This window comes from Dactylosporangium sp. CA-152071, assembly GCF_050936335.1.
Classification (GTDB): Bacteria; Actinomycetota; Actinomycetes; order Mycobacteriales; family Micromonosporaceae; genus Dactylosporangium; species Dactylosporangium maewongense.
In genome coordinates this window covers 409,750-422,184 of the sequence record NZ_JBNJMZ010000002.1, presented here as the reverse complement: position 1 = coordinate 422,184, position 12,435 = coordinate 409,750, and the positions used below count along the sequence as shown (strand labels likewise).

At 72.4% G+C, this 12,435-nt stretch carries 10 protein-coding genes and 1 riboswitch; of the genes, 3 read left to right on the top strand and 7 right to left on the bottom strand.

Going from position 1 to position 12,435, the window contains the following annotated elements:
- The first annotated feature begins 135 nt into the window (after nucleotides 1–135).
- The gene (locus ACQEVZ_RS42020) at nucleotides 136–1,851 is read left to right on the top strand and encodes a substrate-binding and VWA domain-containing protein (protein ID WP_433378178.1); all 1,716 of its coding nucleotides are present in this window, start codon (nucleotides 136–138) and stop codon (nucleotides 1,849–1,851) included.
- Nucleotides 1,852–1,896: 45 nt separating this feature from the next.
- Here ACQEVZ_RS42020 and ACQEVZ_RS42015 read toward each other — a convergent pair whose 3' ends face one another.
- Nucleotides 1,897–3,081: a chorismate-binding protein gene (locus ACQEVZ_RS42015; protein WP_433378175.1), complete on the bottom strand. Its 1,185-nt coding sequence runs from the start codon at nucleotides 3,079–3,081 to the stop codon at nucleotides 1,897–1,899.
- A 132-nt stretch (nucleotides 3,082–3,213) separates the two neighbouring features.
- Between ACQEVZ_RS42015 and ACQEVZ_RS42010 the strand changes: the two genes are divergently transcribed.
- The gene (locus ACQEVZ_RS42010) at nucleotides 3,214–3,423 is read left to right on the top strand and encodes a DUF5999 family protein (protein WP_344504824.1); all 210 of its coding nucleotides are present in this window, start codon (nucleotides 3,214–3,216) and stop codon (nucleotides 3,421–3,423) included.
- Between the two features lie 21 nt (nucleotides 3,424–3,444).
- Here ACQEVZ_RS42010 and gcvP read toward each other — a convergent pair whose 3' ends face one another.
- The 4 genes from gcvP to ACQEVZ_RS41990 form a co-directional block, all read right to left on the bottom strand.
- Complete coding sequence (gene gcvP, locus ACQEVZ_RS42005) at nucleotides 3,445–6,288, bottom strand: aminomethyl-transferring glycine dehydrogenase (RefSeq protein WP_433378172.1); 2,844 nt, start codon at nucleotides 6,286–6,288, stop codon at nucleotides 3,445–3,447.
- 76 nt (nucleotides 6,289–6,364) lie between these two features.
- A riboswitch (glycine riboswitch) is annotated at nucleotides 6,365–6,459 on the bottom strand.
- Nucleotides 6,460–6,549: 90 nt separating this feature from the next.
- Complete coding sequence (locus tag ACQEVZ_RS42000) at nucleotides 6,550–7,593, bottom strand: hypothetical protein (RefSeq protein ID WP_433378169.1); 1,044 nt, start codon at nucleotides 7,591–7,593, stop codon at nucleotides 6,550–6,552.
- A gap of 108 nt (nucleotides 7,594–7,701) precedes the next feature.
- Nucleotides 7,702–8,040, bottom strand: coding sequence for a YciI family protein (locus ACQEVZ_RS41995; protein WP_433378166.1), 339 nt, complete (start codon nucleotides 8,038–8,040; stop codon nucleotides 7,702–7,704).
- Between the two features lie 118 nt (nucleotides 8,041–8,158).
- Nucleotides 8,159–8,713, bottom strand: coding sequence for a peroxiredoxin-like family protein (locus ACQEVZ_RS41990; RefSeq protein WP_433378163.1), 555 nt, complete (start codon nucleotides 8,711–8,713; stop codon nucleotides 8,159–8,161).
- 78 nt (nucleotides 8,714–8,791) lie between these two features.
- On the opposite strand from ACQEVZ_RS41990, the gene ACQEVZ_RS41985 reads away from it, so the two are divergent.
- Nucleotides 8,792–9,433, top strand: coding sequence for a TetR/AcrR family transcriptional regulator (locus ACQEVZ_RS41985; RefSeq protein ID WP_344504819.1), 642 nt, complete (start codon nucleotides 8,792–8,794; stop codon nucleotides 9,431–9,433).
- Here ACQEVZ_RS41985 and ACQEVZ_RS41980 read toward each other — a convergent pair.
- Together ACQEVZ_RS41980 and ACQEVZ_RS41975 are read right to left on the bottom strand one after the other, a co-directional pair.
- On the bottom strand, nucleotides 9,393–10,580 hold the full coding sequence (locus tag ACQEVZ_RS41980) for a DUF1501 domain-containing protein (protein ID WP_433378160.1): 1,188 nt from the start codon (nucleotides 10,578–10,580) through the stop codon (nucleotides 9,393–9,395). The two genes, ACQEVZ_RS41985 and ACQEVZ_RS41980, sit on opposite strands and share 41 nt — an antisense overlap.
- Before the next feature lie 68 nt (nucleotides 10,581–10,648).
- Nucleotides 10,649–12,079: a DUF1800 domain-containing protein gene (locus ACQEVZ_RS41975; RefSeq protein ID WP_433378157.1), complete on the bottom strand. Its 1,431-nt coding sequence runs from the start codon at nucleotides 12,077–12,079 to the stop codon at nucleotides 10,649–10,651.
- Nucleotides 12,080–12,435 lie beyond the last annotated feature (356 nt).

The following is a 12,435-nucleotide window of genomic DNA, read 5'->3' as shown; positions in this document are numbered from 1 at the left end:
AACGATCGTTGACGAGGGCCTAAACTGTGCCGACTTCCCACCCCCGGAGGCACACCCATGGCCTACCAGGCCGACAGGGCGGACGTGCGGTCACACCGCAAGAGCCCAGCTCAGCGCCGATCACGACGCCGGTTAGTGATCATCGGCGCGGTCGTTGCCGCGCTCGTCGCCGGCGGCGCCGCTTACGGCGGCGTCCGGCTGCTGCAACCGTCCTGTAACGGGACGGTCACCGCGAAGATCGTCGCGTCGCCGAGCACCGCGCCGCTGCTGCAGTCCCTCGCCAAGTCGTGGACGGACAGCAACCCGGCGGTCGCGGGGCGTTGCGGCCGCGTCGAGGTCACCGCCCGGGAGACCGCGTCGATGGCGCAGGCGCTCGGCACCGACTGGGACACCAAGGCCGGCTCCCCGCCGGACGTGTGGGTGCCGGACTCGACCGCGTGGGTGCGGCGGGCGTCGACGGCGGCGATCGCCGAGCGGATGATGCCGGACCTGCAGCCGATGCTGGCCCGCACCCCGTCGGTCCTGGCCATGCCGAAGCCGATGGCGGAGGCGCTCGGCTGGCCCGGCGGCGAGCTGTCGTGGCAGGACGTCATCAACAAGGTCGCCGCCGACCCGCAGGGCTGGGCGAAGTACGGCAAGGGCGACTGGGGCAAGTTCAAGTTCGGGATGAGCGACCCGCTGCAGTCGACCGCGGGCCTGCTCGCCCTGATGGCGATCCTCGACGGCAACGACGACGGTGAGGTCACCGCCGACGAGCAGGCGACCCTCGCCAAGCTCAAGCAGGAACGCGCCGTCTACACCCCGACCACCGCCGCGCTGCTCGCCGACCTGGCCAAGGCCGACGGTCAGGGCGACACCGCCGCGCTGCAGTACGTGTCGGCGTTCCCCGCCCTCGAGCAGGACGTCCTCGCCTACAACAAGACCAACCCGAAGGTGCCGCTGGTCGCGGTGTACCCGTCCAACGGCAGCGCCGACGCCGACAACCCGTACCTGATCCTCGACGCGCCCTGGGCGGAGAAGGACAAACAGGACACGGCGCGGCAGTTCCTCGCGTACCTGCGCGGGCCGCAGGGGCGCAAGGCGTTCCTCGACGCCGGGTTCCGCGACCCGAACCGCGACGCCGGCACCGCGCTGAGCGCCGACAACGCGTTCAGCGCGAAGATCAAGACGGTGCCGCGGGCGGTGCTGCTGCCGGAGTCGGTCAAGCAGTCGATGGACTCGTGGACGGCGCTGACCCGCCCCACCAACGTCCTCATCGTCCTGGACATCTCCGGCTCGATGGCCGAGCAGGTCCCCGGCACCGGCCGCAACCGCATGCAGCTGGCGAAGGACGCCGCCCGGGAGGCCGTGCAGCTGTTCGACGGCGACGTCGACGCCGGCCTGTGGGTGTTCTCCACCCGGCAGAACGGCCAGCAGGACTACAGGTCCCTGATCCCGATCGGCCGGGTCGGCGACCAGCTCAGCGGCAAGTCCCGCCGGGAGCAGATGGTCGCCGCGATCGACAAGCTGACCCCGGTCGGCGACACCGGCCTGTACGACACGGCCGCCGCCGCCCAGCAGGCCGTGGTCGACGCGTACCAGCCCGGCGCCACGAACCTGGTGGTGCTGATGACCGACGGGAAGAACGACGACCCGACCGGCGGCCTCAGCCTCGACCAGCTGCGCCCGAAGCTCGAGGCGAACGCGGCGTCGGACAAGAAGGTGCCGATCGTGACCATCGGGTACGGCAACGACGCGGACTTCGCGGCGCTGCAGGAGATCTCCCGGGTCAGCGGCGGCGCCCTCTACACGTCGAAGACCGCGTTCGACATCAACGAGGTCCTCCTCACCGCCATCTTCGGCAAGGTCTGACGCTTGGGGCCGGTCCGCTCCCCATGAGAGCGGACCGGCCCGCCGTCAGGCGCTCAGGGCCGCCTTGATCGGGGCGGTCTTCGCGGCGGCCTCCGCGACCTCGGCGACCGGGTCGCTGTCCCAGACGATGCCGCCGCCCGCCCACACGTGCGCGAGACCGTCGGCGACGGCGACGGTGCGGATCGTCAGCCCCAGGTCGACGCGGAGCCTGCCGTCGGCGCCGTGACCGATCCAGCCGGCGGCGCCCATGCTCGGGCCGCGCCCGACCGGCTCCAGCGCGCTGACGACGTCGATCGCGGCGAGCTTCGGCGCGCCGGTCACCGAGCCACCCGGCCACACGGCACCCAGCAGCCCGGCGAGGCCGACGCCGGGCGCCAGGTCGGCGCTGACCGTCGACTCCGCCTGCCACAGCCGCGACCAGCGGCGGATCGCGAACAGCTCGTCGACGCGGACGCTGCCGGTCCGGGCGACCCGGCCCAGGTCGTTGCGCTCCAGGTCGACGATCATGACGTGCTCGGCGCGTTCCTTCGCCGACGCGAGCAGCTCCGCGCGGCCCTGCGCGGTCGCCGGGCGGGTGCCCTTGATCGGGCGGGTCACCGCCCGGCCGCCGGCGACCTCGACGAGCGTCTCCGGCGACGCGCACGCCACCCACCAGCCGCCGTCCGCGCCGGACAGCACCCCGCCGTAGCGGGCGCCCGGCAGCGCCGCGACCCTGGCGAGGGCGGCGCACGGGTCGCCGGCGAACGGGGCGCTCGCGTGGCCGACGACGTTGGCCTGGTAGACGTCGCCGCGGGCGATCGCCGCCCGGACCGCCTCGACCGCGGCGGCGTGCTCCCCCGGGGTCCAGCTCGGCGTCCACGGGCCCACCCGGCCGTCGCCGGGCACGGCCGGCCCCGCGAACGCGTACGGCGGCGGGGTGTGGGCGTAGACGACCGCGACGAGGTCCGGCACGCCCGGCGCCGGCGACGCCACGGCCGACGGCGGCGCCAGGAGCACCGCCGCGCCACACACCCCGTCCGTCACCGTCCGTGACCGTGACACGTCGGAGACGGGCAATCCGGCGTCGACGAGGAACGCCTCCAGCAGTTGCAGAGGGTCACCGCCGTCGCGGGAACGCCACTCCAGCCGGGAACGCTCCCAAACGTGTGGCCGGCACGCCGGTTCCGACCCGGGAGGGTGCAGATCCACCGTCCCGGGCCAATACCCGACGACCGGTCCTAATGGGCTCATACGAATGGCGGATTATCCCCAAGTTGTGCCGTCACATGTGCGGATTCGTGTCGTTGGCCGTAGTAGCGTGCATCACTGGTCATGTGAACAACCCCACAGGCCCCACCTGAACCTCTCAAACGGAGACCCCGGATGCTCTGCCAGCACCAACCAGCGTGCCCCTCGGCCCACGACTCCGACCACGAAGCAGCCAGGATCCTGGCCTCGCACCCCGAGCAGGGGTGGAGCCTCCTGTGCAACGGAGTGATCGTCTTCGAGGACACCGGAGAGCTACTTCCTGACTGCAGCGTGATCGAACCGCACCGCGGCCCGGCCATGCACGTCCTCGTCGAAGCCGCCTGAGCGATCACGCTCCGTAGCCGCTCACTCCTCGAAGGCTGATGCCGGCGGGCACGAGCAGACCAGGTTCCGGTCGCCGTAGCTGTCGTCGATCCGCCGCACCGGCGGCCAGTACTTCGCCACCGTCACGCCGGCCGGGTAGGCGGCGAGCGACCTCGGGTAGGCGTGCGCCCACTCGTCCGCGGTGACGACCGCCGCCGTGTGCGGCGCGCCCGCCAGGGGGTTGTCCCCCGCCGGCCACTCCCCGGACGCCACCCGGTCGATCTCCTCACGGATCGCGATCATCGCGTCACAGAACCGGTCGAGCTCCACCAGGTCCTCGCTCTCGGTCGGCTCCACCATCAGCGTGCCCGACACCGGGAACGACATCGTCGGCGCGTGGAACCCGTAGTCGATGAGCCGCTTCGCGACGTCCGCCACGCTCACACCGGTCGCCTTCGTGATCGTGCGCAGGTCCAGGATGCACTCGTGCGCGACGAGGCCCTCGCTGCCGCTGTACAGCACCGGGTAGTGCTCCCGCAGCCGCGCCGCCACGTAGTTCGCCGCGAGGACCGCCGTCGCCGTCGCCTTCGTCAACCCGTCCGGGCCCATCAGCCGCAGGTACGCCCACGGGATCGGCAGGATCCCCGCGGACCCCCACGGCGCCGCCGACACCGGCCCGACCGGCGCCGCCACGCCGTCCTGCGCGCCGTCCAGCTCGAAGACCGGGTGCGACGGCAGGAACTGCGCCAGGTGGGCACGGACCGCGACCGGACCGACACCCGGGCCGCCGCCGCCGTGCGGGATGCAGAACGTCTTGTGCAGGTTCAGGTGCGACACGTCCGCCCCGAACTGCCCCGGCTTCGCGTAGCCGAGCAGCGCGTTGAGGTTCGCCCCGTCGACGTACACCTGGCCGCCCGCCTCGTGCACCTTCGCGCACAGGTCGGAGATGCCCGTCTCGTACACCCCGTGCGTCGACGGATACGTCACCATGATCGCGGCAAGCCGGTCCCGGTGCAGCTCGATCTTCGCCTCGAGGTCACCGAGGTCGACGTTGCCCAGCTCGTCACACGCCACCACCGCGACCCGCATGCCCGCCATGACGGCGCTGGCCGCGTTCGTGCCATGGGCGCTCGACGGGATCAGGCACATGTCCCGCCCGGTGTCGCCCCGCGAGTGGTGGTAGGCGCGGATCGCGAGCAGGCCCGCCAGCTCGCCCTGCGACCCCGCGTTCGGCTGCAGCGACACCGCGTCGTAGCCGGTGACCTCCGCCAGCCACCGCTCCAGGTCACCGATCAGCTTCCGGTAGCCCTGCGTCTGCGCCGCCGGCGCGAACGGGTGCACGTTGGCGAACTCCGGCCAGGTGATCGGCTCCATCTCCACGGTCGCGTTGAGCTTCATCGTGCACGACCCGAGCGGGATCATCCCCCGGTCGAGCGCGTAGTCCATGTCGGAGAGGCGCTTCAGGTACCGCAGCATCGCCGTCTCCGACCGGTGCGTGGAGAACACCGGGTGGCTCAGGTAGTCGCTGGTGCGGCGCAGCTCGGCCGGCACCACGTCCGCCGTGTCCAGCGCGGTCACGTCGACGTGCGCGAGACCGAACGCGGCCAGCACGTCACGCAGGTGCCCGAACGTCGTCGTCTCGTCGCACGCGATGCCGACCCGGTCGGCGTCGACCTGCCGCAGGTTGATCCCCCGGTCCGCGGCGGCGCCGACGACGTCCTTCGCCTTCCCCGGTACGACGGCCGTCACCGTGTCGAAGAACGCCTCGTGCTCGGTGGTGACACCGCCGGCCCGCAGCCCCGCCGCCAGCCGCACCGCCATGTCGTGCGTGCGGGACGCGATCTCCCGCAGCCCGTCGGGGCCGTGGTAGACGGCGTACATGCTGGCCGTGACCGCGAGGAGCACCTGCGCGGTGCAGATGTTGCTGGTCGCCTTCTCCCGCCGGATGTGCTGCTCACGGGTCTGCAGGGCGAGCCGGTAGGCGGGGGCGCCGTCCGCGTCCTTGGACACGCCGACGAGCCGCCCCGGCAGGGTCCGCTCCAGGCCCTTACGGACCGACATGTAGCCGGCGTGCGGGCCGCCGAAGCCCATCGGCACGCCGAACCGCTGCGCGCTGCCGACCGCGACGTCCGCGCCGAACGCCGCCGGCTCCTGCAGCAGGCACAGCGCGAGCAGGTCGGCGGCGAACGTGACGATCGCGCCCTTGTCGTGCGCCTGCCTGGTGATGTCCGCCAGGTCACGGACCGCGCCGGACGCGCCGGGGTACTGCAGGTGCAGGCCGAAGAACTCCGCCGGCAGCTCCTCGGTCCGCAGGTCCACCGTCTGTACGTCGATGCCGAGCGGCTCCGCCCTGGTCCGGATGACGGCGAGGGTCTGCGGCAGGACGTCGCTGTCGACGACGTACACGTCGGCCTTGACCTTCGACGAGCGCCGCGCCAGGGTCATCGCCTCAGCGGCGGCGGTCGCCTCGTCCAGCAGCGACGCGCCCGCGACCGGCAGCCCCGTCAGGTCCGTGATCACCGTCTGGAAGTTGAGCAGCGCCTCGAGGCGGCCCTGGCTGATCTCCGGCTGGTACGGCGTGTACGCCGTGTACCACGACGGGTCCTCCAGGACGTTGCGCAGGATGACCGGCGGCGTGTGCGTGCCGTAGTAGCCGAGGCCGATCATGCTGACGAGCGTCCGGTTCGCCGACGCGAGGGCGCGCAGCTCCCCCAGCACCTCGGCCTCGGACGCGGCAAGGGGCAGCTGGAGCGGCTGGTGCCAGCGGATCGAGCCGGGGATGGCCGCCGTCATCAACGCCTCGACGGAGTCGTACCCGACGGTCTTCAGCATCGTCGTCTGCTCGTCCGGCGACGGTCCGATGTGCCTGCTGGCGAAACTGGTCATTGGCCACACTCTTTCGGATCCGGGGGTCGGGGCTGCGCACGTCCCTCCCCCTCTGTCGTGTGGCCTCCAGAGGTGCCAACCCGTCGCGGTCCTTCTGCCTGAGAGGTTCCGGGGAGGATTTGCCCCTTCGGCGTCGCCCTGAACTCAGACGATCTCTCCCGCGCGGGTATTGCCGGCGATGCCTAATCTACCGGTTCTTCGACCATGGTCACGCGCCCGTGGTCCACACCACAGCGCGTAGCGCATCCTAGGACGCTAGGTTCATGGCTTACAGCGGGCTGAATTCGCGTCGACCATCAGGAGGCCGGCGTCCACCGCCTCGAAGTCGCTGCCCTTCAGCCCCTTGAGCGCGTTGAGCTGATCGTTGCTCCACCGGTCGTCCTGCGTGCCGGAGAAGAACCACGGCGAGCCGTTGTCGGCGAGGACGGCGCCGTACTGCTTGAGCGCCTGCGCCACCACCCTCGCCTGCGCCGGGAACTCCGCGATGTCGACGGACGCCTTCAGCCGGAACCGGGCACCCATCGGCGGCAGGTTCGCGTCGGCGCTGCTGGACGCCGCGTGCCGGGCGGGCCACACGTACGCGTTCCTCGTGCGCGGCGCGGTGAACCGGATCGCGTGGTCGATCCTGCCCTTGGCGACCTCGTCGGCGCGCGGCAGCCCGGCCAGGATCGACAGGCCCGCGGCGTCCGCCGACGTCCAGCCGGCCTTGCGCAGGTCGTTGCGGCGCAGGTCGAACACCGCCCCGGAGCCGGCCTTCCACGACCCGTCCGCGTTCGGGCGCGCGGCGTACAGCTCGTACACCTTGCAGGCCGCCGTGTCGTGCACGATGACGTGCCGGTCCCCGTCGGCGTTCGGCCCGCCCTCAACCTTGGCGTTGCGCGGGATCGGGTACGGGCCCTTGTCGCTCTCGTCCGCGTACTCGAAGCTGACCTTCACGCCGGCCTGCCCCTGCCCGACCGTCGTGACCGGGATGCCGAACGGCGCGCCGTCGATGAGCCCCGAGCCGAAGTCCGGGTGCGCGTGCGCCTGCGCCCCGATGCTGCCGACCCACGCCGCCGAGTCCCGGTGCACCGGCAGCCTCGACACGTCGGCGTGCCACACGCTGTCCGCGGGGAAGATCGTGCACGCCCCGCTCGGCGCGGACGCGGACCGGCTCGCGGCGCCCAGGCCGCCGGCGCCGGACCCGCCCGTCGCGCCCGTCGCGCCCGTCGTCCCCGAGGCGGGTGCGGCGCTGCCCTTGCCCGGCGAGCTGCATCCGCTGACCGCCAAGACGGCGACGACGGCCAGCGCGGCGCTGCGCTTCAATGATCCTCCTCGGGTCGGCCCCCGATCCTCACGGACCTGCGCGCACAGTACGCGCACCCTGTGTCCGACCCGCAGCGCACCATCGCCGCGCAGCGCCGCCGTGCCGGGTCAGTCCGCCGCGTCGACGGCCAGCTCCCGCACCTCCTGCGGGCAACGGCACGCCGCGGCGAACCTGGCGGCCCACCGGACCGCCTCGGCCCGGTCCGGCACGTCGAGGAGCGCGAACCCGCCGATGTGCTCCTTGGTCTCCGGGAACGGGCCGTCGGTGACCGAACCGTCCGCGGCCACGACCGTCGCGGGCTGCGCCGTCACGCCACCGCCGAACACCCACACCCCGGCGTCGCGGGCGTCCTGCGCCACCTCCTGCGCGGCCTTCGTCACGTCGGGCACGTCCTCCTCGGCGACGTTCATCCACCCCTCGTCGAACGAGACCAGGTAGTGCGGCATCCTGTTCCTCCTCGCCTCCGACGGCCCGTCCGGCCGCCGCTCACCCGTCCTACGAACGACCCGCCCCGGATCCGACAGCCCGCCGCGGCAGATTTCCGTCGGTGCCAGTCCTACACGGTCAGGGCGTGCCGGATCCGTGCCGCTCGACGAGGGACAGCAGTTCGTCGACGGACCACTGGTCGTAGGCGTGCTCGCCGTACTTCGCGGCGAGGACGGTGCCGTCGGGGGCGATGAGGAAGTCGGCCGGGAGGCCGAAACGGCCGCCGGCCGGGGTGAGCGACGGCGGGCGTTCGCGGCCGCGGAGCAGGGCCCAAGTGCTGCGGGCCACGGCGCGCACGATCGTGGGCCAGACGCGGGGGTCGAGCAGGGCGCGGCGGGAGGACTCGACGCCGAACTCGCGGTACAGGCGCTTCTGCGGGTCGGGCACGACCGGGAACGGCAGGTCCGTCACGTGCTCGCGCAGCGCCGCCGCGGTGGAGTGGAACACGACGACCTCGCGGACGCCGGCCGCGGTGATCTCGTCGTGGCGGCGGACGATCGAGCGCAGGTGCAGGTTGCAGACCGGGCAGCCGGCGAAGCGGCGGAACTGCAGGTGCACCAGCAGCGACGGGTCCGGCACAGCGACCGGCTCCCCCACGACGACCTGCAGGCGCCGGGAATCGACGACGAGCATGACACCTCCGCGCGACCGTAAGCGTACAACGTACTCTTACGGGCTAGCGTAGGCGTATGACGTACGCTGTCAAGTGCCATGCCTCGACCGCGATCACTCACATCCGCGCAGATCGCCGCGGCGGCGCTCGCGGTGCTCGACCGTGACGGGCCGGCCGGGCTGACCATGCGCGCCGTCGCCCAGCAGCTCGGCATGGGCACGATGAGCCTGTACCGGTACGTCGCCGACCGCGAGGAGCTCGAAGGCCTCGTCGTCGAGCTGGTGCTCGGCGCCGTGGACCCCGCACCGCCGGAGGGCGGCGGCTGGCAGGAGCGGGTCACCGTCATGGTGGAGCGGGTCCGCGTCGCGGTCGGCGCCCACCCGGCCGTCGTCCCGCTGACCATGACGCACCGGCACCGGTCGCCCGCCATCCTGCGCTGGTCGGAGACGGTGGCCGGCATCCTGGCCGAGACCGTCACCGACCCGGAGCGCAGGGTCGTCGCGCTGCGGGGGCTGCTGTCGTACCTCGTCGGCGCGATCCAGCTCGAGCACCTCGGCCCGCTGTCCGGCCCCGGCACGGCGGCCATCGCCGGGCTCGACCCCGCCGCGTTCCCTCACATGCGGCAGCTCGGCGGGGCGGCCCGTCAGGTCGGCGCCGACGAGGAGTTCCGCGGCGGTCTCGCCCTCCTGCTCGCCGGCATCAGCGGCGGGCCAGGGCCAGCTCGTACGAGGAAGGCGTGACGTTCGGGAAGATGCCCGTCAGCGACCCGACGCCGCAGCGGCGCTGGAGCAGCTCGCCGATCACCGACCGGTAGTCGGTGGTGGCCGTCAGGTCGCCGGCGGTGAGCTTGGCCGGGGCGAGACCGGGCCAGATGCCGTGCACGCGGCCACCGCGGACGTTGCCGCCGAGCAGGAGCATGGCGTTGCCGTTGCCGTGGTCGACGCCGCGGGAGCCGTTCTCCGCGACGCGCCGGCCGAACTCGCTGAGCGTGACCAGGGTGACGCGGTTGAACGCGTCGCCGAGGTCGGTAGCGAACGCCGCCAGGGCCAGGGCGAGCTCCGTCAGGTGGTCGTGCATCCGCTGGCCCTTCACAGGGCCGCCGAGACCCTCGTGCATGTCCCAGTCACCGAAGTCGACGGTGGCCGCCATCAGGCCGACGTTCGACTTCACCAGGCGCGCGACGTCGCACAGCGCCTTGCCGAGGGCGGTCGACGGGTAGGTCGCCGCCGGGGTGTACGCGCCGATCGCGGCGACGGTGCCCAACGTGGCGTTGACGGCGCGGGCCGGGTCGGCCATGACCGCCGGGGCGCCGTCGAACAGCTTGGCGATGGTCGCGGCCATCGGCGTCTTGGCGTCGTTGCCGGAGAGCTTGAAGCCGTCGACGGACGACATCGACACGTCCGGGGACGGGCCGGCGAACGCGCGGGCCGGGGACGTCGCGCCCATCGCGACGCCCGCGGTCGGGGCGGAGGCGCCGGTGACGCCGAGCATCCGGTCGAGCCAGCCCGTACGGACGGACGTGCCGGCGGCGGCGCGCTCCATCTCCTCCATCGCCTGGAAGTGCGACCGGGACGGGTTGGGCTGGCCGACGGCGTGGACCGCGCCGAACGTGCCGGCGGTCCAGCGAGGCAGCAGCGGCGCGAACGCCGGGTGCAGGCCGAACGTCCCGTCCCCGGCGATCACCGACGCCTTCGGCACGGCGATGGTGGGGCGGGCGGTGTAGTAGTCGGGGTCGCCGATCGGGACGACGGCGGACAGCCCGTCGAACCCGCCGCGCAACGACAACACGACGATGGTGTCGCCGGTGTACGGTGTGCCGGCGAACGCCAGCCGGGTCGCGAGGCCTTCCCCGACGAGCCCGGTGAGCGCGGCGCCCGCCCCGATCACGGCGGCCCTGCCCAGCAGCCCGCGCCGCGAAATACCGTTATCGGTAATACAGCAATCCATCATGACGGTCACCTGGCCAGGTAGTAGGGCGAGTCGAGGATCAGGGCGATGAGGTGCGGCAGCCGGCCGGCGACGGCGGGGTCGGTCGCCTTCAGCGGGCTCGACGCCGACTTGTGCAGGAAGCCGAGCAGCGCCGCGCTGTGCGCCGCCTGCAAGGGCTGCCCGACGAGGCGGGTGGCCAGGGCGTCGAGGAACGCGCCGTGCGTGGCCGGCAGCGTCGGCACCAGCGTCGCGAGCATCGACGCCGGGCGCACGAGCTGCTTGGGGTACCAGCCGGCGGCGAGGTTCAGGTGCGCGTTCCAGCGGATCAGCAGGCCCGACGGGGCGGTCCAGGCGGCGGCGACGTCCGGGTAGCCGTTCGGCGGTGCCCAGCGCATCGGGGCGTGGCCGGCGGCGACGAGGTAGTTGTACAGGGCGCGGACCCCTTCGGTGCCGGACGCCTCGGGCTGCAGGCCCAGTCGCCGGACCGTGCCGATGAGGTCCTCGAAGGGCGTGCGGACCTTGGCACCGACGGACGCGGCGAACTCCGGCGACGTGAACAGCGCCCGCAGGACCGGCGCGATTGCCGATTTCTGTCGCAGGTACACCTCCCGCAGCTGCTGCACGAGGGCCGCCGGCGGGTCGTCGGAGACGAAGCGGACGCAGAGCTTGCGGGCCACGCGCTCGGCGGTGGCCGGGTGCTGGGCGAGCATGTCCACGAACGCGAGGGCGGCCGCTTCCCCGCCGCCGGCGGTCGCGTTGTCGTGCCGCCAGCCGAGGATGGTGACGGCGCCGGTCGCGTGCTGGGTCGCGTCGAACTTGTACAGGCCGGTGGTCTTGTCGACGGTGAGCCCGGTGAGCAGCCGCGCGGCGTCCTTCACGTCGGCCTCGGTGTAGATCAGCCCGACGGTGTGCAGCTCCATGAGCTCGCGGGCGTAGTTCTCGTTGGGTTTCGCCTTCGTGGAGCTGCGGTTGTCGAGGTACGACAGCATCGCCGGTGACGTCGCGGACGCCTTCAGCAGGTCGGCGAACGTCCCCAGGGCGTGCCTGCGGATCAGGGAGTCGTAGGCGCCGCGGCTGTCCCAGACGTCGCTGGACGGGCAGGTGACGTTGAGGTGGTTGGACCACATGTCGACCATGACCTCGAGCAGCTGTCGGTTGCTCCATGCGGCGCGCGCGACGGCGGCGGAGCCGAGCTGCTGCATGGCGTCCCAGCCCCCGGACTTCATGGCGCCGGCCTTCACCTTGGCCCGCACCCCGGCGATGTCGAGGTTGGCCATCGGGTACCGCGTGAGCAGCTTCGCGCACACGGCGTCGTCGATGGTCGCCGGGGCGAGCTGCCGGTCCAGCCACGCGACGGCACCGAGCTTGCGCAGCTCGGCCTCGCTCGCGGGAGTCGGCCCGAACGTGGCGCGGCGCAACAGATGCAGAACCGGGTCCTGAGGGGTGAAGGCGGTCACGCAGTCCAACGTCGACACCGACACGGCCGGCCTGACCGACGCCCCCACCACGCTCCCACCCGGCAACCGCTCCGCACCACCGCACCACCGCATTACCGGATTACCCAACCCAACAATCCAGTGGGCGGACGGGTGTGTGCGTGGTTTGCGTCGAGTGCCGTGTTGGTCTCGGTGTGGGGCCGGTCGAGTGACACGCCGGCTGCGGTTCTCTTGGCCAGCGGAATACCGGATTACCGCACCCAACAATCCCGCCACATCGACCATCGGAACGGTGCGACCAAGAAGACCGCAGCGACCGAGACGGCGACCGAGAGGCCGCACCGACACCAAGCCAGCAATGACGGGACCGCGAAGAC